The organism is Streptomyces sp. NBC_00510 (assembly GCA_036013505.1).
Lineage (GTDB): Bacteria > Actinomycetota > Actinomycetes > Streptomycetales > Streptomycetaceae > Actinacidiphila.
In genome coordinates this window covers 8,895,935-8,919,635 of sequence record CP107851.1, presented here as the reverse complement: position 1 = coordinate 8,919,635, position 23,701 = coordinate 8,895,935, and the positions used below count along the sequence as shown (strand labels likewise).

At 73.5% G+C, this 23,701-nt stretch carries 22 protein-coding genes; 13 read left to right on the top strand and 9 right to left on the bottom strand.

Annotated features, from left to right (window positions below; genetic code table 11):
* Nucleotide 1 precedes the first annotated feature (1 nt).
* On the bottom strand, nucleotides 2–778 hold the full coding sequence (locus tag OG937_40660) for a GNAT family N-acetyltransferase (GenBank protein ID WUD77576.1): 777 nt from the start codon (nucleotides 776–778) through the stop codon (nucleotides 2–4).
* Nucleotides 779–956: 178 nt separating this feature from the next.
* Here OG937_40660 and OG937_40655 point away from each other — a divergent pair, with 178 nt between their 5' ends.
* The 6 genes from OG937_40655 (at nucleotide 957) to OG937_40630 (ending at nucleotide 4,595) form a co-directional block, all read left to right on the top strand.
* On the top strand, nucleotides 957–1,628 hold the full coding sequence (locus OG937_40655) for an ABC transporter ATP-binding protein (GenBank protein WUD79033.1): 672 nt from the start codon (nucleotides 957–959) through the stop codon (nucleotides 1,626–1,628).
* A gap of 128 nt (nucleotides 1,629–1,756) precedes the next feature.
* The gene (locus OG937_40650; protein ID WUD77575.1) at nucleotides 1,757–2,197 is read left to right on the top strand and encodes a hypothetical protein; all 441 of its coding nucleotides are present in this window, start codon (nucleotides 1,757–1,759) and stop codon (nucleotides 2,195–2,197) included.
* A 54-nt stretch (nucleotides 2,198–2,251) separates the two neighbouring features.
* A complete protein-coding gene (locus OG937_40645; protein ID WUD77574.1) occupies nucleotides 2,252–2,590 on the top strand; it encodes a metalloregulator ArsR/SmtB family transcription factor in 339 nt (112 codons plus the stop codon).
* Nucleotides 2,591–2,694: 104 nt separating this feature from the next.
* Nucleotides 2,695–3,234: a hypothetical protein gene (locus OG937_40640; GenBank protein ID WUD77573.1), complete on the top strand. Its 540-nt coding sequence runs from the start codon at nucleotides 2,695–2,697 to the stop codon at nucleotides 3,232–3,234.
* A gap of 175 nt (nucleotides 3,235–3,409) precedes the next feature.
* Nucleotides 3,410–3,613, top strand: coding sequence for a hypothetical protein (locus OG937_40635; protein ID WUD77572.1), 204 nt, complete (start codon nucleotides 3,410–3,412; stop codon nucleotides 3,611–3,613).
* Between the two features lie 40 nt (nucleotides 3,614–3,653).
* On the top strand, nucleotides 3,654–4,595 hold the full coding sequence (locus tag OG937_40630) for an alpha/beta hydrolase (protein WUD77571.1): 942 nt from the start codon (nucleotides 3,654–3,656) through the stop codon (nucleotides 4,593–4,595).
* Nucleotides 4,596–4,674: 79 nt separating this feature from the next.
* On the opposite strand, the gene OG937_40625 is transcribed toward OG937_40630, so the two are convergent.
* Nucleotides 4,675–5,301, bottom strand: a complete 627-nt coding sequence (locus OG937_40625) for a TetR/AcrR family transcriptional regulator (protein WUD77570.1) — start codon at nucleotides 5,299–5,301, stop codon at nucleotides 4,675–4,677.
* Nucleotides 5,298–5,678 (bottom strand): cupin domain-containing protein, encoded by a 381-nt coding sequence (locus tag OG937_40620; GenBank protein WUD79032.1) that lies wholly within the window; start codon nucleotides 5,676–5,678, stop codon nucleotides 5,298–5,300. Before OG937_40620 ends, OG937_40625 begins: the two co-directional genes overlap by 4 nt.
* Nucleotides 5,679–6,059: 381 nt before the next feature.
* Here OG937_40620 and OG937_40615 point away from each other — a divergent pair, with 381 nt between their 5' ends.
* Entirely contained in the window at nucleotides 6,060–6,803 is a 744-nt protein-coding gene (locus OG937_40615; protein WUD77569.1) for an NAD(P)H-binding protein, read from the top strand.
* A 126-nt stretch (nucleotides 6,804–6,929) separates the two neighbouring features.
* The gene (gene aceE, locus OG937_40610; protein WUD77568.1) at nucleotides 6,930–9,644 is read left to right on the top strand and encodes a pyruvate dehydrogenase (acetyl-transferring), homodimeric type; all 2,715 of its coding nucleotides are present in this window, start codon (nucleotides 6,930–6,932) and stop codon (nucleotides 9,642–9,644) included.
* A gap of 79 nt (nucleotides 9,645–9,723) precedes the next feature.
* Here aceE and OG937_40605 read toward each other — a convergent pair whose 3' ends face one another.
* Together OG937_40605 and OG937_40600 are read right to left on the bottom strand one after the other, a co-directional pair.
* Nucleotides 9,724–12,177, bottom strand: coding sequence for an FtsX-like permease family protein (locus OG937_40605; protein ID WUD77567.1), 2,454 nt, complete (start codon nucleotides 12,175–12,177; stop codon nucleotides 9,724–9,726).
* Complete coding sequence (locus OG937_40600; GenBank protein ID WUD77566.1) at nucleotides 12,171–12,908, bottom strand: ABC transporter ATP-binding protein; 738 nt, start codon at nucleotides 12,906–12,908, stop codon at nucleotides 12,171–12,173. The genes OG937_40605 and OG937_40600 overlap by 7 nt, the downstream gene beginning before the upstream one ends.
* A gap of 212 nt (nucleotides 12,909–13,120) precedes the next feature.
* On the opposite strand from OG937_40600, the gene OG937_40595 reads away from it, so the two are divergent.
* Together OG937_40595 and OG937_40590 are read left to right on the top strand one after the other, a co-directional pair.
* Nucleotides 13,121–14,410 carry a sensor domain-containing protein gene (locus OG937_40595; GenBank protein ID WUD77565.1) on the top strand — a complete coding sequence of 430 codons (1,290 nt, stop codon included), beginning with the start codon at nucleotides 13,121–13,123 and terminating at the stop codon, nucleotides 14,408–14,410.
* Nucleotides 14,410–15,042, top strand: a complete 633-nt coding sequence (locus OG937_40590) for a response regulator transcription factor (GenBank protein WUD79031.1) — start codon at nucleotides 14,410–14,412, stop codon at nucleotides 15,040–15,042. The genes OG937_40595 and OG937_40590 overlap by 1 nt, the downstream gene beginning before the upstream one ends.
* A gap of 34 nt (nucleotides 15,043–15,076) precedes the next feature.
* On the opposite strand, the gene OG937_40585 is transcribed toward OG937_40590, so the two are convergent.
* The 4 genes from OG937_40585 to OG937_40570 form a co-directional block, all read right to left on the bottom strand.
* Nucleotides 15,077–15,730: a DNA alkylation repair protein gene (locus OG937_40585; GenBank protein WUD79030.1), complete on the bottom strand. Its 654-nt coding sequence runs from the start codon at nucleotides 15,728–15,730 to the stop codon at nucleotides 15,077–15,079.
* Between the two features lie 105 nt (nucleotides 15,731–15,835).
* Nucleotides 15,836–18,289, bottom strand: coding sequence for a PAS domain-containing SpoIIE family protein phosphatase/ATP-binding protein (locus OG937_40580; GenBank protein WUD77564.1), 2,454 nt, complete (start codon nucleotides 18,287–18,289; stop codon nucleotides 15,836–15,838).
* Between the two features lie 126 nt (nucleotides 18,290–18,415).
* A complete protein-coding gene (locus tag OG937_40575) occupies nucleotides 18,416–18,898 on the bottom strand; it encodes an N-acetyltransferase (protein ID WUD77563.1) in 483 nt (160 codons plus the stop codon).
* Nucleotides 18,899–18,980: 82 nt separating this feature from the next.
* Entirely contained in the window at nucleotides 18,981–19,373 is a 393-nt protein-coding gene (locus OG937_40570; GenBank protein WUD77562.1) for a 4Fe-4S binding protein, read from the bottom strand.
* 209 nt (nucleotides 19,374–19,582) lie between these two features.
* On the opposite strand from OG937_40570, the gene OG937_40565 reads away from it, so the two are divergent.
* From OG937_40565 to OG937_40555, 3 genes are all read left to right on the top strand, one after another.
* On the top strand, nucleotides 19,583–20,827 hold the full coding sequence (locus tag OG937_40565) for an FAD-dependent oxidoreductase (GenBank protein WUD77561.1): 1,245 nt from the start codon (nucleotides 19,583–19,585) through the stop codon (nucleotides 20,825–20,827).
* A 188-nt stretch (nucleotides 20,828–21,015) separates the two neighbouring features.
* Nucleotides 21,016–22,716, top strand: a complete 1,701-nt coding sequence (locus OG937_40560; GenBank protein WUD77560.1) for an FAD-binding protein — start codon at nucleotides 21,016–21,018, stop codon at nucleotides 22,714–22,716.
* Nucleotides 22,717–22,881: 165 nt separating this feature from the next.
* Entirely contained in the window at nucleotides 22,882–23,631 is a 750-nt protein-coding gene (locus OG937_40555; GenBank protein WUD77559.1) for an SDR family oxidoreductase, read from the top strand.
* Nucleotides 23,632–23,701: the final 70 nt, after the last annotated feature.

The following is a 23,701-nucleotide window of genomic DNA, read 5'->3' as shown; positions in this document are numbered from 1 at the left end:
GTCAGGCGGGCAGGGTGAAGAGCCGGTACTCGGCGACCGTGGTGAACCCGAAGCGGCGGTAGAGGGGTTCACCGGTCGGGCTCGCGATGAGGGCGGCCAGGTGGGTGCCCCGGTCGTGGGCGACGCGGAGGGCGGCCGAGGTCAGTGCGGCGCCGATGCCGCGGCGGCGGCGGGACGCGGCGACGTGGACGAGGAAGACGCCGGCCACGTCGTGCGCCGTGATGAGCACCGTCGTGCCGACGACGTCACCGTCCAGCACGGCGGCGAGGCGGACGATGTCCGCGTTGTCCGCGCGCCGGGCCTCGGACCGGACGAGGCCGGGCTGCAGCTCGGGCGCGATGCCCATGGAGGTGCGGTACGTGCGGACCAGTTCGGCCAGCCGGTCCGGGGTCTCCACCGCCTCGACGACCAGACCGGCGGGAGGGTCCTGGGGGGCCGGGAGGTCCGGGGCGCGGTCGAGGGGCCGCACCATCAGGGGCAGGGCGCCGAGCGGGACCGCGCCGTGCCGGGTCAGGGCGGCGGGGGTGCCTTCGGGGCTGTCCGGGCCGGCCCACCACCACCAGGGGACGCCCGCGAGTTCGGTGCGCGCGGCGGTCACGGCCTGCGCGACCGCGTCCAGGGACCGTACCCGGACCACGCCGTTGAACTGCGGCGTGGCGAGACCGCTGCGATAGCGGTCGAGGTCGCCGTCAGCTCGCTGTGTCCGGCCCCACCCCGTCAAGTACTGGCGGAAGTTGGCGGTGACCCGTGCCAGTGCCTCCGTGCTCGCCGCGCCCAAGGCGTCTCCTTCGTCTGCGCTCTCGCTCAGGCATGGTGTCACACGTGTCACACGCCACAGCAGTGCGGTGACGGCCCTTCCTTGTCGGCGGTGACCTCCCCTTATGCTGGCGGGCATGAGCGAGGGACTGCTGGAACGGCGTGAGGGCCCGGCGGGCGACGGGGCGGCCTCCGAGGCGATGGTCGTGGTCGAGGACCTGGTGCGCACCTTCGGCACCGGGGACACCGCGGTGCACGCCCTGGGCGGGGTGTCCTTCTCCGTGGCCCGGGGTGAACTGGTCGCGCTCAAGGGCCGCTCGGGCTCAGGCAAGACGACCCTGCTGAACATCATCGGCGGCCTGGACCGCGCCGACGCCGGCCGCGTCACCGTCGACGGCACCGTCCTGAACGGCCTGGGCGAACGCGACCTGCTGGCCCTGCGCCGCGACCGCATGGGCTTCGTCTTCCAGTCCTTCGGCCTGCTGCCCATCCTCACCGCCGCCGAGAACGTCGGCGTCCCCCTGCGACTGCGCAACACCCCCCGCCGCGAACGCGAAGAACGCGTCGCCCTCCTGCTCTCCCTGGTCGGCCTCCAAGGCCACGCCGGCCAGCGCCCCGGCGAGATGTCCGGCGGCCAGCAGCAACGCGTCGCCATCGCCCGCGCCCTGGCCAACCGCCCCGCCCTGATCATCGCCGACGAACCCACCGGCCAGCTCGACGCCGACACCGGCCGCGCCGTCATGGAACTCCTGCGCGCCGTCGTCCACAGCGAAGGCGTCACCGCCCTCGTCGCCACCCACGACCCCCAACTCCTCGCCCTCGCCGACCGCGTCCTGGAACTGCGCGACGGCCACATCACCCCCACCGACTGACCCACGGCTTCCCCGAAGAGTGGGGACATCACGCCCCTCGGCGCGTAAATTGGGATACGAACGGTGCCCATCGGTCGGCACCATGTGCATCCGTGTGAACGCGGAACGCACGGAGGTGAGGGGATCACATGGCTTCGGTGACCCGGACGGCGCGGAACGTCGAGCACACCGCGGAGAGCCTCCATGAGGATCTGGTCCGTCTCGAGGCCCAGAGGCAGGCCCTGGAGAGGGAGCTCGCCGCGGTCGTGGCGCACCTCGGTTCGGTGCAGCGGGCCCTGGGCGCCCTCCAGGCGGTCATCCGCACCCCTGAGGCCGCCGCCCCCGTTCCTTCGGACGTGACGGCCCCTGCCGACACCGGCACGACGTACGGCAGGCTCACCGAGCAGATCATGGACTTCTTCGAGCAGGCCGGTGACACCGAGGTGCGTGCCCGCGACGTCGCCGCGGCCCTCGGGCGTGACGGCGACAGTGGCAGCATCAACGCCGTCCGGAGCACACTGGACCGCCTCGTGGGGGCGTCGCGCGTGGACCGTGCGGGCCGTGGCCTGTACCGGGCGCGCCGGGGGTAGGCCGCCTCCGGTCGGGGTTCGACATTCTTCGAACATTCGGGTTATCGTGACCCCATGGCGGACCAGCATTCCCACGAGGCGAGCGAGATGAGCCTGCCGCGCGTCCTCGCCGCGCTCAGCGATCCGACACGGATCGGGATCGTGCGTGTGCTGGCCGACGGCAGGGAACGCGGGTGGGGCCAGTTGCGGGCGCCCGTCGCCAAGTCCACCTTGAGCCACCATCTGAAGATCCTGCGCGAGGCCGGCATCACACGGACCCGCCAGGAGGGGACGCGCTGCTACGTCACGCTGCGTCGTGCCGAGCTGGACGAGCGGTTCCCCGATCTGACCCGGGCGCTGCTCTCCGCGGCCGACGCCGAGGACGTCGGCGAGGTCACCGTGGTGGATCCGTAGTCCGGGGCACCGCCGTTGAAGCTCCAGGTGGTCACCGCGTGTGTTCGCCGTACTAATCTGTGTGCGCGGACGTTGGCCCCCAGGGGCCGGGAATGAGAGGACACATGGTCTCCACAGCGCACACGACCGAGGATCTCCAGGTCACGGCCGGAGCCCTGCAGGGAGAACTGCAGCGCCTCGAGCTGCAGAAGCAGGCACTCGAACGGGAGTTGGCGGCGGTCGTCGCCCACCTGGGATCGGTGCGAAGGGCTCTCGGCGCCCTCGGCCACCTGGCGGTCACGGCTCCCGCCGTCGCGGCCGCGAGCACCCAGACCGAGGAACGGCAGCCTCCCGTCGTGGAGGTCGAGGAAATCAGGGCCGAGGAGGCGAGGCCCGGGGAGGCCCAGGTCGGGGAGGCCGAGGACGGCACGGCGGAACGGAACGGCGCTTCCGCAGCGGGCGGCTACGGCAGGCTCACCGAGCAGATCCTCGACTACCTGGCCACAACGGGCGGGTCGGACGTGCGGGCGCGCGAGGTGGCGGCGGCTCTCGGCCGGGACGAGGACGCGGGCAGCATCAACGCGGTGCGCAGCACGCTCGACCGGCTGGTGGGCGGCTCCAGGGTCCAGCGCGCCGGGCGCGGCCTCTACCGGGCCGCCGGCTGACGGCCCGGGGCCACGAACCCCTGGCGCGTCGTTGTCACAATCCCGACGGCTGATCTGTCGAGAGTGTGCTTGACCGGCGCTCCGCGCCGGGTGAGCGGCCGGAGGAGGGGGTTTCCCCTGCCCCCCTCCTCCGGCCGTTCGCGTCTCGACGGCTGATCCGCCTGGAAGGACAACGATGCTCCCGAACACCGATGGCGCCCCCGACGTACGGGCGATCGTCATGTCACTGGCCGCCGAGGCCGCCGCCCTGGAGGCGCACGTCCATCGGCTGCAGGAGGAGATCACCGCGGTGGACGCCCGGCTGGAAGCCGTGAACGAGTCCCTGCGCGGCCTGCCCGGCCTGCCGGGCCTCACGCGCCCGGACGCGGACATAGACTGACACTGTGACACAACATGTGAACAGTGTGAACTCTTCCTCCGTGCCCGCTGCCCTCCCTCGCGCCGCCGACGGCACGGGCGGGCCACTCGCCCCGGGTACGCACACGATCACCATCGACCACAAGGGCGCCGCCGTCGCGCAGCGCTATCACGTGGCCGGCGCCGGGGGCCCGGTGTGCGTCGCCCTCTCGGGCGGGCCCGGCATCGGCTGGGAGTACCTGCGGATGCCGCTCCTGGAGCGTGCGTTCACGATGGTGTACGTCGAGCCCGTCGGCACCGGCGAGTCCGGGCGCCTGCCCGACCCGCGCGATTACACCTTGGCGACGTACACGCACTTCGTGAACGGTGTGATCGAGCACCTCGCGCAGCCCTCGGTGACGCTGCTCGGCCATTCGTACGGCGGTTTCGTCGCCCAGCAGTACGCGCTGGACCACCCGGAGCACCTCGCCTCCCTCGTCCTGTACGACACGTCCCCGGTGACCGGCGAGGAGTTCTGGGCCGACGCCGTGGCCAACATGGAGCGGTTCGCCCGCCGTCATGTGGCGGACCACCCCGAGGTGGCCACCTACGTGGAGGCCCTGACGGCGCCGCTCGGGCAGCTCGACGACGACGGCGCCACCGACTGCCTGCGGACGATCCTGCCGGCGTACGTCGTCGACTACTGGGGACGCGAGGACGAGTTCGGGCCCGCGCGCGGGTCGCTGCGCATGTACGCCGAACCCTCCCTCGGCGAGGGTCCCGCCTTCGACGTCCGGGAGCGGCTGTCCGGCATCACGACGCCCACCCTGGTGCTGGTCGGCGCGGACGACTTCATCTGCGGACCGCGGTGGGCGCGGATGATCCACGAGCGGATCCCCGGTGCGCAGCTTGCCGTCCTCGAGGACACAGGCCACCTGGCGCACTTCGAGCGCCCCGGGGAGTTCGCGGACGTCGTGGCCGGCTTCGTGCTGAAGCACGCCGTTCCGCAGGGGGCGTCGCGCTGACCGCCCCGCGCCGGAAATGACGCGCCGCCCCCGGCCGGTGATCCGGCCGGGGGCGGGGAAGGCGCGGAATGCGCCGGGCTCAACGCCGGGGCAGGTGGTACGGCTCGTGCGGCGTCCGGGAGGCGGGCACGACCAGGCCGTCCACGTACTGCCGGACCAGGCGCGGGCACCTGTCCTCGGTGGCCCGCCAGGTGGCGCCCGGCAGGGGGCGGCCGAGCTGCGCCACGACGGCGAGGACGTCCTCGGCGGTGATGTCTTCACGTACGCGTCCCGAACGCTGCGCGCGGGACAGCAGCCGCCGCGTCGCGCCGGCCACACGGGCCCGCGGCCCCTCGGCGGCCCCTTCGGGCAGGCAGTACAGGGCGGCCGGCCGCGCGGACGCCAGGGCTTCCAGGAAACCGCGGAACGCGACCAGGGGATCGCTCGTGGCCAGCCGTGCTTCGGCGGCCGCGGCCACGGCCGCGATCTGCTCGGCCACGTCGGTCAGCAGTTCCTCCCGGCTGGCGTAGTGGCGGTAGAGCGTCGCGTTGCTGACCCCGGCCAGGCGGGCTATCCGGTCAAGCGACACGCCCGCGCCCTGTTCGGCGAGCAGGTCGGCGGCGGCCGTACGGATCCTGCGGCGGTTGCGCACCGCGTCGGCCCGCAGCCCGCCGTAGCGCGGCCCGCACTCCTGCTGCGCTCCGCCGTCCGGTGCGGAAGTGGTCACGCGCCGGTCCGCGGCGGGCGCGGGGCGCGCAGGTGGGCGCGCTGGGCGAGTTCCCCGTCGTCGACCAGGGTGAGCATCGGCTGGCCGGGCGCGCACAGCATGGTCACGACGAACCGGGTCCGCGCGTCCGGCAGGGCGTTGCCGTCCTGGTAGTGGATGACGTCCCCGCCCGGCTCCCAGAAGGTCCCACCGGCCTCGACGATCCGTTCCGGCTCGCCTTCGAGCTCGAACCGGACCGCTCCTTCGAGCACGTACCCGAAGGCCGGCCCGGAGTGGCGGTGGGGCGGGGTCCCGGGGTCGCCGGGGGGCCACTCGACGGCGATCGTCATCCCCGAGGCGCCCTCGGGGATGAAGGGCGGCTTGGCGTCCTGCAGCATCGTCACCGCCGTCTTCCAGGCCTCCGACCGCGGCTGCTCGTTGCTGCTGCCCTGTGTCTCCGACACTGCGCTGCACCTCCATGGTTGTGCCCGAATTGTGCAGAAATGATGGTATGTCGCCGTCACGCGCGGCCGATGTACCGACATCGACCGGCGGTGGCCACCGTCGTCCTGTCCGGGCGGACGTAGCTGCTCCTCCATACGACCGGACAGCACCCGCTGGTGTGACGTCCCCCTCGTTCCCGCCTCCCCCACCGCTCGCAGGAGCGTCCGGTGGTGTCACAACCGCGGCGCGGGCGCGGTCACAGCAGGTGGAGCGGCCGGCTGCGCCGTCACGAGGACATCGGAGGGCCTACGGCCCCGCGGACGAAAGGGACCCGGATGAGAGTCGTTGTCGCAGGGGCCGGCGGTCTGCTCGGTTCCAGGACGGTCGCCAGGCTGCGGGACCACGGGGTGGAGGTCGTCCCCCTGCCCGACTGCGACCGGCCCGGAGCCGTCACGGACAGGGACCTCGCCGAAGCGCTGCGCGGCGCCGACATCGTGGTCGACGTCACCGACACGCCCTCGCCCGCCGAACCGGTCAGCCTGCAGTACTTCCGCACCGCCACCGCGCGCCTGCTGGCCGCGGCCGAGGCGGCGGGGGCCGAGCACCACGTGGTCCTCTCCTTCATGGGGGCCGAGCGGCTGCTGTCGGGCTACTTCCGCGCGAAGCTGCTGCTGGAGGAGCAGGTGCGGCGCTCCCCGGTCCCCCACTCGATCGTCCGTGCCGCCCTGTCCTTCGAGTGCGTCGAGGCGATGGCCGTGGCGGGCGCGGACCAGGGCGGCGAGGTGCGCGTCGCGCCCGCACTGGTGCGGCCCGTGTCGGCGGACGACATCGCGGCGGCGGTCGCGCGCGTGGCGGTGGGAGTGCCGCTGTTCGGCACCCTGGAGGTCGCCGGGCCGCAGGAGTTCGCGCTCGACGAGCTCACCGCCGAGCTGCTGACCGCCACGGGCGACGACCGGAAGGTCGTCACCGACGAGCACGCGTGGTTCTTCGGCGCCGAGCTGCAGCGACGGTCCCTGCTCCCCGGAGCGGACGCCCACGTGGGCCACACGACGTTCCGCGAGTGGCTCACGCAACGGTGACGCCCGCGGCACCCGCGGCACCGCCCGCGCCCGCCCCGCACCGCCCCCTCTCCGGCGGCCGCCGTCCGCGAGTCCCCCTCCGCGGCCGCCGCCCTCCCCTCCCCATGTCCCGACAGGAAGGCCGCCATGAGTGATCCGGCGCAGTCCGCGCAGTCCCCCTCGACCAGCCCGCTCGACCGGTTGCCCGACCGCGACGCCGAGGAGACCGCGGAATGGCGGGCGTCGTTCGACGCCGTCATCCGGCACGCCGGGCCCGACCGGGCCGCCTACCTGCTGCGGCGCGTCCACGAGTACGCGGCGGCGTCCGGGGTGCCGGTCCCCGGGCTGCTGTCCACGGAACCCGTCAACACGATCCCCGCGGCGGCCCAGCCGGCCTTCCCCGGCGACCTCGCCATGGAGTCCCGGATCACCGCGCTGAACCGGTGGAACGCGGCGGCCATGGTCACCCGCGCCTCCCGCCTGGGCCTGGGGGGCCACATCGCGACGTACGCGTCGGCGGCCTGGCTCTACGAGGTGGGCTTCCAGCACTTCTTCAAGGGCAAGGACTGGGGGTCCTCCCGGGCCGGAGGCTCCGGGGGAGGTTCGGGCGACCAGCTGTACGTGCAGGGGCACGCGTCACCCGGCATCTACGCCCGCGCGTTCCTGGAGGGCCGGCTGCGCGAGGAGCAACTGGACGGCTACCGCCGCGAGGCCGACGGCCACGGCCTGCCGTCCTACCCCCACCCCCGGCGCCTGCCGTGGCTGTGGGAGTTCCCCACGGTCTCCATGGGTCTCGGCCCTCTCGCGGCCGTCTACCAGGCCAGGTTCAACCGCTACCTCCACGCCCGCGGCATCAAGGACACGTCGGCGTCGCGGGTGTGGGCGTTCCTCGGGGACGGCGAGGTGGACGAGCCCGAGTCGCTGGCCGCGCTGGCGCTCGCCGCGCGCGAGGGTCTCGACAACCTGACCTTCGTCGTCAACTGCAACCTGCAGCGCCTGGACGGGCCGGTGCGGTCCAACTCCAGCATCGTGCGGGAACTCGAGGGACGGTTCCGCGGCGCGGGCTGGAACGTGGTCAAGTCCCTGTGGGGCGAGGCTTGGGACCCGCTGCTGGCGCAGGACACGGAGGGGGCCCTGGTGCGGCGGCTCGGCGAGGTGCCCGACGCCCAGATGCAGACGTACGCCGCGCGGGACGCGGCCTACGCACGCGAGCACTTCTTCACCGGCGACGCGCTGACCCGCATCGCGGCGGGCCTGACCGACGGACGGATAGCCGAGCTGTTCACCGAGTCCCGGGGCGGTCACGAGCCCCTGAAGGTGTACGCCGCCTACCGCGCCGCCGTGGAGCACCGGGGCGCGCCGACCGTCGTCCTCGCCCAGACCGTCAAGGGGCACACCCTGGGCTCCGACTTCGAGTCGCGCAACGCCAACCACCAGATGAAGAAGCTGACGATGGCGCAGTTCCGCCGGATGCGCGACACGCTGGAGCTGCCCATCCCGGACAGCGCGCTGAGCGGGGACCTGGTGCCGTACTGGCACCCCGGCGAGGACTCCGAGGAGGTGCGCTACCTGCGGGAGCGGCGGGCGGCCCTGGGCGGCCCCGCGCCGGTGCGCAGGGTGGTCGCCAAGCCGCTGGAGCAGCCGCCGGCCGCGCCCTTCGAGGCCCTGCGCAAGGGCTTCGGCAAGCAGGAGGTGGCCACCACCATGGCGCTCGTGCGGCTGGTCAAGGACCTCATGCGCGACCCCGACACGGGGCGGCGCTGGGTGCCGATCGTCCCCGACGAGGCGCGGACCTTCGGCATGGAGTCCCTCTTCCCGACGGCCGGGATCTACTCCCCCGACGGCCAGACCTACGAGCCCGTCGACGCCGACCAGTTGCTGCACTACCGCGAGGCCGAGAACGGGCAGCTGATCGACGAGGGGATCACCGAGGCCGGGTCGCTGGCGCAGTTCACGGCCGCCGCGACCGCCTACGCCACGCACGGCGAGCCCATGATCCCGTTCTACATCTTCTACGCGATGTTCGGGTTCCAGCGGACGGGCGACCAGTTCTGGGCCCTGGCCGACCAGTTGGGGCGGGGCTTCGTGGTCGGCGCGACCGCGGGGCGTACGACGATGACGGGCGAGGGCCTGCAGCACGCCGACGGGCACTCGCACCTGCTGGCCTCCACCAACCCCGCCGCCGTGAGCTACGACCCTGCGTTCGCCTTCGAGATCGCCGTGATCGTCAGGGAGGGGCTGCGGCGGATGTACGGCGACCGGCCCGAGGACGTCTTCTACTACCTGACGGTCTACAACGAGTCGAAGCGGCAGCCTGCGATGCCCGACGGGCCGTCGGTCGAGGAGGGGATCCTGCGGGGCATCTACCGCTTCCGGCAGGCGCAGTCCCCCGGCGCCGGGCCACGGATCCAGCTGCTGTCCTCCGGCACGGCGATCCACTGGGCGCTGGAGGCCCAGGAGCTCCTCGCGTCCGAGTGGGGGGTGCAGGCGGACGTCTGGTCGGTGACCTCCTGGACGGAGCTGCGCCGCGACGCGCTCGACGCCGACCGGCAGCGGATCGGTGGTGAGGAGCGCGTCCCGTACGTGACCTCGGCGCTGTCGGGGGCGCCCGGGCCCGTCCTGGCGGTCAGCGACTGGATGCGGCAGGTGCCCGACCAGATCAGCCAGTGGATCGAGCAGGACTACTCCTCCCTCGGCACGGACGGCTTCGGCCTGTCGGACACCCGGGAGGCGGCTCGCCGCTACTTCCGGGTGGACGCCGGGTCGATCGTGATGGCCGCCCTGGACCGGTTGGCGCGCGCCGGAGCGGTCACCCCGCAGACGGTGGAGCAGGCCCGCGGCCGATACGGCTGGCAGGCCTGACGCGCCCACCGGGGACACGGACGTCTCCGTGTCCCCGCGGGCCCTCGGTGTGAACGTCGCCGAGGGCCCGGCGCGGGGTTCACTCCCGCATCCCGGCGAGTGCCGCCGCCGGGCCCCGCACGGCCAGCGCGGCCGGGACGGTCGCGGCGGCGACCGCGAGCACCGCGCACGCGCCGACGGCCGCACCGACGGCCGTCCACGGCAGTGCGATCGGGCTGTCCACCGACAGCAGGGCCAGCGCGCAGCGCATCCCGGCGAGGTTGAGCGCGGCGACGGCCAGGCCGAGCAGCGCGCCGACCGCGACGACCACCAGGGACTCGGCGCCCACCAGCCGCAGCACCTGCCGCCGCGTGGCCCCGGCCAGCCGCAGCACGGCCAGCTCGCGCACCCGATCGGAGGTGGCCATCACCATGGTGTTGACCAGGGAGATGGCGGTGTAGAGCAGGGCGATGCCGAGGACGAGCAGGAAGCCGAGCCGGGTCGTGCGGTCGTTCTCCGGCCGGCCGGCCGCGAGCCACGCGTCCCGGGTGAGCACCCGGCCGCCGGACGGCTGCACCGCCTCGCGCAGCGCGGCGGCCACCGCGCCGGGGTCGGCGCCGTGGGCCAGGGCGACGTCCACCCGGTCGACGGGAGCGCCGGGGGCGTTGGCGGGGGTGACGTAGACGCCGTTCCCGCCCGTGCCGGTGGCCATCACCGCCGCGATGCGCAGCGTCCTGCCAGTGCCGTTCCCGAGCCACACCCGGACGCTCTGCCCGACGGAGTGGCGTTCCCATTCCTCGTTGACGACGATCGACCCGTCGTCCAGGTCGCTCACCTTCCCCGCGACGAGCGGCAGCCGGCTGGTGGCGGCGAGGGCCCGGGGGTCGGCGGCGTGCGCATCGGACCTGATCAGCGCCGGGCCGTCCTCCAGGACGTACACCGCGCTCGACGCGGTCGGTGACACCTGCGTCCTGGGGACGTCGCGCAGACGCTCCAGGGTCCGGGTGCCGAAGCCCGCGCCGTCCGGTGCGACGAGGACGAAGGCGGCGGTGGTCCGCTCGCGTGCCTCGGCGGCCTCGGCACGGCCGAGCGTGGCGGTGGCGCCGAGGAGTGAGCCCGTGAGGGCGACCATCACCAGCACGGGCGAGGCGACCGCGGCGGTACGGCGCACGCCGGCGGCGGCGTTCTCGCCCACCAGCATGCCGGCCGCGCCGGGCAGCAGGCCCGAGGCCCGCGCGAGCAGCCGGGTCAGCGGGCGCAGCACGACGGGTGCGAGCAGCGCGGTCGCGGTGATCAGCAGCATCGGCCGGCTCACGTACGTCTTGCGGTGCAGCAGGTCGCCGGGGTCGCCGTACAGCGTGACGCAGAGGGTCACCACGGCGGTCAGCAGCAGCCCGCCGCCGGACAGCCACCGGCCCCACGTCATCGCCCCGGTGTCCACGGAGGCCTCGCGCAGCGCCTGCGCCGGGCCGGTACGGCCGGCCCGCCACGAGGCCGCGGCCGCCCCGCCGAGGGCGACGAGCAGGCCCGTCCAGAACGCGGCGTGGTACGGCCAGGTGTGGTCGCCGATGGTGAACCAGCCCGGCGCCAGTCCGCCGTCGACCACCGACGCGGCCAGCCACGGCGCGGCGTACCCGCCGAGCGCGCAGCCCGCCGCCGAGGCGAGCACGCCGACCAGCAGGGACTCGGTCAGCACCATGCGGCGCAGCCGGCCCGGCGTGGCGCCCGCGGTGCGCAGCAGCCCGAACTCGCGGCGGCGCTGGGCGACCGCGAAGGCGAACGTGGACGCCACGACGAACACCGACACGAAGGCGGTGACGCCGCCGGCGGTGCCGAACAGGGCGTTCAGCGCGGTCACCGCCTCGGTGTCCCGGCCGGGGTCGGCGTCGGCGTGACGGCGGTCGTTCCCGGTGAGGACCCGGGCGCCGCTGCCGCGGACGGCGTCCCGTACCGCGGCGGCGTCCGCGGCGGCCACCAACTGCACGCTGACGGGGCACAGTCGGGCGGCGCGCGCGTCGGTGTAGAACACGGCGTGCTCGAACCCGCGGCCGGGCACGATGCCCACGACGCGGACGGTGCCCCGGTCGGTGCGCACGCGTGCGCCCGGCGTGGCCCAGCCGCCGGTCACGACGACCTCGTCGGCGGCGCGGGGCGCGCGTCCCGCACCGAGCCGGTACGGGGCGAACGCGGCGGTGGACCAGGGGTGGCCCACCAGGTCGCCGGGCCCGCCCTCGGCCCGTACGGGGAAGGACCGGTCCTCGACGACCGTGCCGAGCCGCCGCAGCCCGGCCACGGTCGCGGCGGGTACGGAACGCGGCTGCGCGAGCGGCTGCGTCCGCTCGCCCCTCGGCGTGGGCACGCGCAGGGTGTCCTGACCGCGGACCACGACCGGCGCCGCGGCGAAGCGCTCCGGCCCCCGTTCGGGCGCGTCCTGGGAGGAGGCGAGGACCAGTCCCATCACGGCCAGCAGCGCGACCCCCAGCGACAGCGCGACGAAGCTGCCGGCGAAGGTGACCCAGCGGGTGCGCAGGGTGTGCAGGGCGAGGCTCAGCACGGCACGGCCTCCAGCCCGGTCATGCGCGCGGCGATGGCGTCGGCGCCCGCCGCGGCCAGTTCGCCGTTGACGCGGCCGTCGACGAGGAACACGACGCGGTCGGCGTAGGAGGCGGCCACCGGGTCGTGGGTGACCATCACGACGGTCTGGCCCTCGTGGTCGGCCATGCCGCGCAGCAGGGTCAGCACCTCGCGGCTGGTCCGCGAGTCCAGGGCGCCGGTCGGTTCGTCGCCGAACAGCACCTCGGGGCGCGTGATCAACGCGCGTGCCAGGGCCACGCGTTGCTGCTGCCCGCCGGACAGCTCCGACGGCCGGTGCCCGGCGCGGTCACCGAGCCCCACCTGGCGCAGCACGTCACGCACCCGCGCCCGGGAGGGCCGGCGGCCGGCCAGGCGCAGCGGCAGCGCTGCGTTCTGCTCGGCGGTCAGCGACGGCAGCAGGTTGAACGACTGGAAGACGAACCCGATGCGTTCACGGCGCAGCAGGGTCAACTGCCTCTCACCGAGCCCGGTGAGATCGGTGTCGCCGAGGTGGACCGACCCCGACGTGGGCCGGTCCAGGCCCGCGGCGCACTGCAGGAGGGTCGACTTGCCCGAGCCGGAGGGCCCCATCACGGCGGTGAAGGATCCCCTGGGGAAGGCGAGGGAGACCTCGTCGAGGGCCGTCACGGCGCTGTCGCCGCAGCCGTGCCGCCTGCTGACGGAGCGCAATCGGATGGCGTCGTCGTTCATCTGTCCCCACTCCTTCGTTGCCGGTCCTCCGCCGCGCCCGGCGGGGCGGAGTGCTCCGGGACGCGGCGCCTCCCGGACGGCTCCACGAAATCCCGTGCGGCGGGTCCGGCGCAGTGCGGCAGGGGCGAGAGCCGGGGTAGGGCCAGGCATACCCCCGGTCCTCCCGCCGGCCCGATGGTCCGGGCCCGCGCCCGGGTCCTACGGTGATCCGCATGCAACCCAGGAATGTGTGGCAGGCGATGTCAGGACCGGGCTTCCTGCTGTCCGCGTGGCCGTGGCGCTCGCTGGCGTACCTGCTGACCGGGGTGGCCGCGGGCGCCGTCACCCTCGCGGGGATCGTGACCGCGGCGGCCGTCGGTGCCGCCCTCGCGGTCGTGCTGGTGGGCCTGCCGCTGCTCGTGCTCACCGCGCTGGCGGGCCTTCCCGTCGCCGTGCTGGAGCGGTGCCGGCTGCGCCTGGTCGACGGTGATCCCGCGCCGGGGCCCCATGTGCCGCCCGCCGAGGGAGGGTTGTGGGCCTGGCTGACCACCCGGCTGCGGGAGCGGGCGACCTGGCGGGAGCTCGGCTACGCCCTGCTGTTCGCGGGTCTGCTGTGGCCGGTGGACGCCCTCCTCGTCACCGTCGCGCTGGCCGTGCCGGTCTCCCTGGTCGCGACTCCGGTGCTGATGGCCACCGTCGGGCAGGGGCACGAGGCGAAGGTGCTCAAGCAGTGGACGGTCACCACGTGGCCCACGGCGTGGGGCACAGCCGTCCTGGGACTGCTGCTGCTCGCTCTCGGCGCCTATGTGCTGGGCGTCGCCGCGGGCGCCCGGGCCGGCCTCGCCCGGCTCCTCGTCGCCCCGCGCGACCGTGACCCGGGCGCCCGGATCGTCGAACTGACCCGCTCCCGCGTGCGCCTGGTGGACGCCTTCGAGGCGGAGCGGCGCAGGATCGAGCGCGACCTGCACGACGGGGCGCAGCAACGCCTCGTCGCCCTGTCCATGGCCCTGGGCCTGGCACGGCTGGACGCGCCGCCCGGTCCGCTGGCCGACCGGCTCGCCGAGGCCCACGAGGAGGCGGGCAGGGCCCTGGAGGAACTGCGCGAGCTCATCAACGGCATCCACCCCCGGGTCCTGGCCGACTTCGGCCTGGGCGCGGCCGTGGCCGACGCCGCCGACCGCTCGGCCGTCCCCGTCGACGTGGACCTGGAACTGCCCGGGCGGCTGCCCCGGGCGGTCGAGGCCGCCGCGTACTTCGTGGTCCGCGAGGCCCTCGCCAACGTCGCCCGGCACAGCGCCGCCGACCGCGCCGAGGTGAGCGGCGGGCACCGCGACGGGCGGCTCTTCCTCCAGGTGCGCGACGACGGCCGGGGCGGCGCCGAGCCCGCTGCGGGCAGCGGGCTGACCGGGCTCGCCGACCGGGTGTCCGTACTGGATGGCAGACTCTCCCTGTCCAGCCCCCGGGGCGGACCGACCCTGCTGCGTGTGGAGATTCCTTGCGAGTGGACCGAGCGCTCCGCGTAGTGCTGGCCGAGGACAGCGTCCTGCTGCGGGACGGGCTGACCGGCCTCCTCGACCGCTGCGGGCACGAGGTGGTGGCCGCCGTGGGCGACGCCGGCGCGCTGGTCGCGGCCGTCGACGAGCACTCCCCCGATGTGGTGGTGACGGACATCCGCATGCCGCCCGGATTCCAGGACGAGGGCCTGCGGGCCGCGGTGCTGCTGCGGCAGAAGCGGCCCACCCTGCCCGTCCTCGTCCTCAGCCAGTACGTGCAGCGCGCCTACGCCGCCGAGTTGCTGGACTCCGGCGACGGAACGGGCCTCGGATACCTGCTGAAGGACCGGGTCGGCCAGGTCGAGGAGTTCGTCGACGCGCTGTGCGAGGTCGCCGCGGGCGGCACGGTCGTCGACCCCGAGGTCGTACGGCAGTTGCTGCGCCGCCGCCGCGATCCGCTGGAGCGGCTCACCCCGCGTGAGCGGGAGGTGCTGGCGCTGGTCGCGGAGGGCAGGTCGAACGGCGCGATCGCGCGCCACCTGGTCGTCTCCGAGGCGGCCGTGGGCAAGCACATCGGCAGCATCCTCGCCAAGCTCGACCTCCCTCCGGCCGACGAGACCCACCGCCGCGTCCTGGCCGTCCTGGCCTACCTGCGGGCCTGATCCACGGGAAGCCCCGCAACAGCCGCTCGGCGGGTCAGCCCACCGCCGCATCGTGCTGCCGGCGCACCATCTCGGTGATCCAGACGGGCACGAACGGGGACGTGCACCCGGGGGAGGTCGGGTAGTCCTTGAGCACCTCCAGGCGCTCGCCGATGCCGACGGCGCGGGTGCGGTGCTCGGGGTGCTCGATCCCGATCTGGGCCAGGCAGTGGTTCATCGCCCACTGCAGGCGGTCCGGGGCGTCCTTCATGTCCGCCTCGATGGCGTCGAGCAGCCCCGGGAGGTCGAGGCCGTCGGGCTTCTTCGCCACGCGTTCGGTGGTCAGCGCCCATCCGGCGCTCGCCACCACGGGATCCGGGTCGGCCAGCCAGGCCACGCGCAGCTCTTCGGCGTGCGGGTTCTTCTTCACCACGTAGTTCACGAGCCAGTCGTGCACCTTGGGTGCGCGCGCCTCGCGCAGCATGACGTCCAGCTCGCCCCGCCCGAACACCTTGGGGCGGCAGATCAGGATCGCCAGCAGTCGCGCCGCGGTGTCGTCCGTCTCCCAGAGCCCGCACGCGAGTTCCTGCTGCGTCTTCAGGCGCTTCGCAAGGGCGCGCAGCTTGCCGAGGTTCACGCCGTGGTCGTCGCCGTGCCGCTCGTTCACCGCGCGGGCCTTCGGGTCCTCGAGCGCGTCCAGCTCGGCCATCACCTCAGCCGGCGTCGTCTGCGCCACATCGGTCTCCTGTCCCTCGCGAGCGGGGTTGGGCCTACGACGATGCCACATGCGGCCGGTGGTCGCGGCGGCCGGTCCCTACGCGGCCGAGGCGGCCACGTCCAGTTCTGCCCAGACGACCTTGCCGTTCAGCGCCGAGCGGGATCCCCAGCGACGGGACATCTGGGCGACCAGGAAGAGGCCGCGGCCGTTCTCGTCCATGGAGTCCACGCTGCGCAGGCGCGGGGCGCAGACGTCGGTGTCGGACACCTCGCAGGTCAGGGCCTGGTGCCGGATCAGGCGCAGGCCGATCGGGCCGGCGCCGTGGCGCACGGCGTTGGTGACCAGCTCGCTCACGAGCAGCTTCGTGGAGTGCTCGAGCCCGTCCAGGCCCCAGGCGGTCAGCTGGCCGGCGGCCAGCTTCCGGGCGCGGCGGACGGCGGTCTCGTCGGCGGGCAGCGTCCAGGAGGCGATGTGGGCCGAGTTGAGCGACCGGGTCCTGACCAGGAGCAGGGTGACGTCGTCGCACGGCACCTGCGCGGGGAGCGACTCCGTCGCGCGGGTGCAGAGCTCCTCCAGGGACCGGCCCGGATCCCCGAGGGCGGCGCCCAGGCGGTCCATCCCTTCCTCGATGTCGCCGCCGCGGCTCTCGATCAGGCCGTCGGTGTAGAGGGCGATCAGGCTTCCCTCGGGCAGTTCCAGCTCCACGGCCTCGAAGGGGTCCCCGAGGCCGATGCCCAGGGGCGCTCCGGTGGGGAGGTCGGGGAAGGTGACCCGGCCCCCGTGGTCGACGATGGCGGGCGGGGGGTGCCCGGCCCGGGCCATGGTGCACACCCGGGTGGCCGGGTCGTAGACGGCGTACAGGCAGGTGGCGCCCACGACGGCGGGTGTCTGGTCCGCGGGGTCGGTGTCCTCCTCGACCAGTCTCTGGACCGTGTCGTCGAGGCGGGTCAGCAGTTCGGCGGGGGGCAGTTCCATGTCGGCCAGCGTGCGGACGGCGGCGCGGAGCGTGCCCATCGTCGCGGCGGCGTGCAGACCGTGACCGACCACGTCACCGACGACGAGGGCGACGCGGGCGCCGGACAGCGGGATGACGTCGAACCAGTCGCCGCCCACCCCGTGGTCCATGTCGGCGGGCAGGTAGCGCGATGCCGCGTCGACGGCCATACCGCCCCTCAGCCGGCGCGGGAGCAGGTTGCGCTGGAGGGTGAGGGCCGCGGTGTGCTCGCGTGCGTACTGGCGCGCGTTGTCCAGTGCCAGTGCGGCACGCCCGACGAGTTCCTCGGCCAGCAGCAGGTCGACGTCCTGGAACGGCTCGGGGTCCGCGGTGCGGATGAACAACACCACGCCCAGCAGTGCGCGCCGGGCGCGGATCGGGACGACCATCAGCGAGTGGACCCCGTTCTTGCGGATCCTCGCGGCCAGGGCCGGGTCCTGGTCGATCCAGATCCCCGGGGCGACGTCCAGGATCGGCTCCAGGTGGGACCTGCCCGTGCTCAGGACGTGGGCGAACGGTGAGCCGGGCGGCACGTTGACCGGTTCGCCGCGCACCCACGCGGATTCGGGGGTTCCCTGGTGGATCGTGGCCAGGCCGGCACGTCGCAGAACGGGGAGGCGTTCGCCCGTCGGGTCGATGCGCACCGGCGGTCCCTCGCTGAACGGCACGGACTGCTCCAGGTCCACGGCGACGTAGTCCGCGAGCAGCGGTACGGCGAGCTCGGCCAGTTCCTGGCTGGTCTGCATCACGTCCAGGGTGCTGCCCAGACGCGTACTGGCCTCGCCGACGGCGGCGAGGCGCTCGCGCGCGAGCCGGCTCTCGACGACGTCGGCGCTGATGACGCAGACCCCCAGCGATTCGCCGTCGGCGCCCTGGAGGCAGTGGAACGACGCCGCGAACGGGTGCTCCCGGCCCCTGCTCACCGGCAGCCAGGTCCGGTACTCGTGCACCTTGGTGGTACCGCTCTTCAGGACCTGCCGCATCACGGCCTCGAGTGCGCCCGCCTTGGCGCCGGCCAGCACGTCGACGAACCGTCGTCCGAGTCGGTCGTCGCCGGGGATGCCGTCGTGGTCCTCCATGACGTCGTTGACGAAGGCGCACCGCAGCTGCGGGTCGCGGATGACGACTCCGATGGGCGCGCGTGCGAGGAGCGGCCCCCACACCGATCCGCTCAGCGCGTCCCCGGACAGCACGCCGGTGTCGGTCAGGGTCGCGAGCCAGCGTGTCGTGCCGTTCCGGCCCTGCAGCATCGTGATCCGCAGGGTGACGTCGATCGTGCGCCCGTCCTGGTGGGACACCGCCGTCGTGCCCGGCCAGCCGTTCTCGGCACGGCACTGCTTGACGAAGTCCGACATCGACGGGGTCTCCCCGAAGGACGGCAGCACCAGCGCGGCGGGCAGGCCGACCACGTCTCCGGCGGAGTGTCCGACCAGGCGCTCGGCGGCCGGCGTCCACGCGACGACCGTTCCCCGCTCGTCGAAGAGCGCGAACGCCGAGTCGGATATCCCGGGCGTGTTCACGTGCTTACCGAGTGTCACCGCGTCCGTGCAGGTCATCGAAGTCTCGTCCTCAGGCAGGCGGGGGTGGGCGGAATGACCGATTTGCGTCTTCCGGGGTTGTGACCGGACAACACCCGGATCTGTGACAGACAGCCCCGCATCCGGCACTCCCGCGGCGCCGGATCACCGCGCGCCCGCGTCGGTGGACGCCTCCGCGGCCGCTATGTCGCCGGTCTCCGCCCAGACGGTCGTCACGCCCTCCTCGTGCAGGGTGTGGAGGGGGACGGAGGTGTGCGACAGGATCGCGGGGATCTTCTCGTCGCCGGGCAGGACGAGGCCGTAGACCTCCTTCCACCCGGCGCCGACGGCACGGTGCCCGAGGTCGCGCAGCAGGCGGCTGCCGAGCCCGCTGTTCTGCCACGCGTCCTCGACGAGCAGCGCCGCCTCCGCGTTCCCGCGGTCCGGCATCAGGTGGCCCACGGCCACGATGTCGCCGGCCGGCTGCTGCACGGCCAGGTGCACGGCCCCGGGCCTGGACAGCAGGGTGCGCAGGTAGGTACGGGGATCGCCCATCGCGCGGTGGTACCGGCTCCACAGGGTGCGGGCCGAGCACCTGAGGTGCATGGCCACGGTGCGTTCGAGGTCCTGGGGGCCGACTTCGACCACGCGGGGGCCCTGCCGCGCGGGCCTTGCGTACCGCAGCCGGTCGCGAGCGAAGGGAATCACCGGCGCTCGCCGCCCGGGGCCGTCACGACGGGAACCACAGGTCGGCCTCCTCGGCCTCCTCCTTGCCGATGGCGAAGAGGGCGATGTCCTTCTTGCGGGACCGCTGCGGCGGCAACCGGGCCACGAAGGCGTGGTCCCCGTCGCCGACCAGCGGCCTGCCGTGCCCGCCGGAGCCCGAAGTGGGCTCGAAGTACTCGGCGTTGACCTCCCTGTAGTGAGCCCACTCCTCCGGGAGGTCGTCCGCGCGGAAGATCGCCTCGACCGGGCACACGGGCTCGCACGCACGGCAGTCCACGCATTCGACGGGGTTGATGTAGAGCGTCCGGCCGCCCTCGTAGATGCAGTCCACCGGACACTCGGCGACGCAGGCCCGGTCCTTGACGTCGACGCAGGGCTGCGCGATGACGTAGGCCACCTTCTGCTCCTCGGTCGCTGCGGGGACGGACCGGTGGGCCGGCTGCCCCGGGCGTCCTTCGATCAGCTGTATGACCGGAACACCCCTGACGTCGTGACAAGGCGCCCGCCCGGAGGCCGGGCGACACGACCGGCTGTGTCACACGACGGAGTGCCGAGCGGTCTGGTGGTTGACTCTCCGTACACGGTTCGCAGCATGCGACATCCGAGATGAGGTGCATTGTGTCCCCTGAGAACACTTTCGTGATCGTCGGAGGCGGTCTGGCCGCGGGCAAGGCGGCGGAGGCTCTGCGGGAGAACGGCTACGACGGCCGGCTCGTCCTCATCGGCGACGAACGGGACAAGCCCTACGTCCGCCCGCCGCTCTCGAAGGGCTATCTGCTCGGCAAGGAGACGCGCGACTCGATCTTCGTGCATCCCGACGAGTGGTACGACAAGCACGACGTCGACCTGATGCTCGGCACGACGGTGACCGGCCTCGACGCCGGCGCCAAGGAGGTGGAGCTCGACGGCGGGCGCCGCATGCCCTGGACGAAGCTGCTCCTGGCCACCGGTTCGACCCCGCGCCGCCTGCCCGTCCCCGGGGCGGACCTGGACAACGTGCTGTACCTGCGCCGTGTGGGCGACAGCGAGCGGCTCAAGGAGGCGTTCACCGCGGGCGCGCGGATCGTCGTCATCGGCGCCGGGTGGATCGGCCTGGAGACCGCCGCCGCCGCCAAGCAGGCCGGGGCGGAGGTGACGGTGCTGGAGCACGAGGAGCTGCCGCTGCTCAGGGTCCTCGGGCGCGAGGCCGCCGAGGTCTTCGCGGGCCTGCACACCGACCACGGCGTGGTGCTGCGCCACGGCGTGACGGTGGAGCGCATCACCGGCACCGGCGGCCGCGCCGACGGGGTGCAGCTCGCCGACGGCACCCACCTCCCCGCGGACGCCGTGGTCGTGGGTGTCGGCATCACCCCCAACGTCCAGCTCGCCGAGGCGGCCGGGCTGGAGGTGCGCAACGGCGTCGTCACCGACGCGCACCTGCGGACCTCGTCACCGGACGTCTTCGCCGCGGGCGACGTCGCCAACGCCTACCACCCGTTCCTCGATCGCCACATCCGCGTCGAGCACTGGGCCAACGCGCTCAACCAGCCGGCCACCGCCGCGCAGGCCATGCTCGGCAAGGACGCCGTCTACGACCGGCTGCCGTACTTCTACACCGACCAGTACGACCTGGGCATGGAGTACACCGGCTACGTGGAGCCCGGCGGCTACGACCGCGTCGTCTTCCGCGGCGACCGGGCGGCACGGGAGTTCATCGCCTTCTGGATGTCGGGGAACCGCATCCTGGCCGGCATGAACGTCAACGTGTGGGACGTCGTCGAGCCGGTCCGCGACCTGATCACCTCGCGCGCCGCGGTCGACGACGCGCGCCTCGCCGACCCGGACGTGCCCCTGGACCGCGTCGTCGCCTGACGACCCGGCCCCGTGGGCGTGGGACGGCCGGGTGCCCCGGTCGTCCCACGCCCTTTCGGACGCCCTGCCGCGCGTTGCCCGGCGGGCGGGAACCGGTGTCACAGATGGCTTGACCGCCCGGTCGTATGGGGTGACAACCAAGTCGATCGGAGCAGACCGTGGCCCTCACTGAACGACACATTTCCACCATGGTGCTGGTGATCGGCACCGGAGGAGCAGGACTGCGAGCGGCGATCGAACTGGCGGAGGCCGGTGTCGACGTCCTCGCGGTCGGCAAGCGGCCCAAGGACGACGCCCACACGGCCCTGGCGGCCGGAGGCATCAACGCCGCGCTCGCCACGATGGACCCCGAGGACAGCTGGCAGCAGCACGCCGCGGACACGCTCAAGGAGAGCTACCTGCTGGCCGACCCCCGCACCGTGGAGATCGTCACCCAGGGTGCGGCCCTGGGCATCGACGACCTGGAGCGGTACGGCATGGCCTTCGCCAGGGAGGAGGACGGCCGGATCTCGCAGCGCTTCTTCGGCGCGCACAAGTACCGCCGCACCGCCTTCGCCGGCGACTACACCGGCCTGGAGATCCAGCGCACGCTCGTGCGGCGGGCCGAGCAGCTCGACATCCCGGTGCTCGACGGCGTCTACATCACCCGCATCCTCGAACACGACGGCGCCGTGTTCGGCGCGTACGGCTTCGACCTCACCGACGGCACGCGCTACCTCATCCACGCCGACGCCGTCATCCTCGCGGCCGGCGGCCACACCCGGATCTGGCGGCGCACCTCCTCCCGGCGCGACGAGAACACCGGTGACTCGTTCCGTCTGGCCGTGGAGGCCGGCGCGCGGCTGCGCGACGCCGAGCTCGTCCAGTTCCACCCCTCCGGCATCATCGAGCCGGAGAACGCGGCCGGCACGCTCGTCAGCGAGGCCGCCCGCGGTGAGGGCGGCATCCTGCGCAACGCGCTCGGGGAGCGGTTCATGAGCCGCTACGACCCCGAGCGGATGGAGCTGTCCACCCGCGACCGCGTCGCCCTCGCCTCGTACACGGAGATCAAGGAGGGCCGCGGCACCCCCAAGGGAGCCGTGTGGCTGGACGTCTCCCACCTGCCGCGGCAGACCATCATGAACCGGCTCCCCCGGGTCTACCAGACGCTGCTGGACCTGCAGATGCTGGACATCACCCGCGACCCGATCGAGATCGCGCCCACCGCGCACTACTCGATGGGCGGCGTCTGGGTGCGGCCCGAGGACCACAGCACCGACGTCCGCGGCCTGTACGCCATCGGCGAGGCGTCCAGCGGCCTGCACGGCGCGAACCGCCTGGGCGGCAACAGCCTCATCGAGCTGCTGGTCTTCGGTCGCATCACGGGTCAGGCGGCCGCCGCCTACTCGCTGGGACTGACCTCGCAGCCGCGCTCGGCGGCGGCGGTGGCGCAGGCCCGCGCCGAGGTCGACGACCTGGTGGCGGCGGACGGGCCGGAGAACGTCCGCGCCCTGCAGCGCGCCATCCGCAACACCATGACCGAGCACGCGGGCGTGGTGCGCGACGAGGTGGGCCTGCGGGCCGGTCTGGCGGAACTCGACCTCATCGAGAAGCGGATGGAGTCCGTCGGTGTCCACCCCGACATCGCCGGCTTCCAGGACCTCGCGCACGCCTTCGACCTCAAGTCGGCGGCCCTGGCGGCGCGTGCCACGCTGGAATCGGCGCTGGAGCGGCGTGAGACCCGCGGCTGCCACAACCGCAGCGACTACCCGGCGCAGGATCCCGCGCTGCGGGTCAACCTCGTCTGGTCCCCGAAGACCGGCGTCACCCGGGAGAGCATCCCGGCCATCCCCGAGGAGATCACCGCGCTGATGCAGGAGGTCTCCACCGAAGGCAAGCTGGTCGAGTGACGACCGGACGCGTCCTGTGAGCGACCCGGGGCCCGGCGTGCCGGGCCCCTGTCACAAACGGCTCCGCTGCCCGGTCTTTCCCAGCGAAGAGACACCGGCCGGTGCCGGTGGGCGCCGCACCGCGCCTTGCGCGTCACGCACGAGAACATCCGAGAGGACCCCATCATGAAGGTCGTAGTCATCGGCGGAACCGGGCTGATCGGCTCGAAGGTCGTCAGCAAGCTCAACGCGCACGGGCACGAGGCCGTCGCGGCCTCCCCCAACACCGGCGTCAACACCCTGACCGGCGAGGGTCTCGCCGAGGTCCTGCAGGGCGCGCAGGTCGTGGTCGACGTCTCCAACTCGCCCTCGTGGGAGGACGACGCCGTGATGAACTTCTTCCGCACCTGCACCGGCAACCTCATGGAGGCGAACGCCAAGGCGGGTGTCGTCCACCACGTCGCGCTCTCCATCGTCGGCACCGACCGGCTCCCGGACAACGGCTACTTCCGCGCCAAGCTGGCGCAGGAGGAGCTGATCAAGGCGTCGGGCATGCCCTACTCCATCGTCCACGCCACGCAGTTCTTCGAGTTCGTGAACGGCATCGCGGACGCGGGGACCGAGGGCGACACGGTGCGCATCGCGCCCGTGAAGTTCCAGCCCATCTACTCCGACGACGTGGCCACGGCCGTCGCCCGCACCGCGGCCGGCACGCCCCTGAACGGCGTGGTGGAGATCGCCGGCCCGGACGTGTTCCGGTTCGACGAGCTGGTCCGTGACGTGCTCACCGCCCAGAACGACCCCCGCAAGGTCGTCGCGGACCCGCAGGCCCCGTACTACGGGTCCGTGCTGCAGGACGACTCGCTCGTCCCCGGCGCCGGCGCGCAGCTCGCCGCGACCCGCTTCGCCGACTGGTTCGCCCAGCAGCAGCGGTAATCCTCCGCGGGTGGCCCCTGCCCCCGGTGGGGGCCACCGCAGCCGTCCCCGACCCACCCGTACGAAGAGG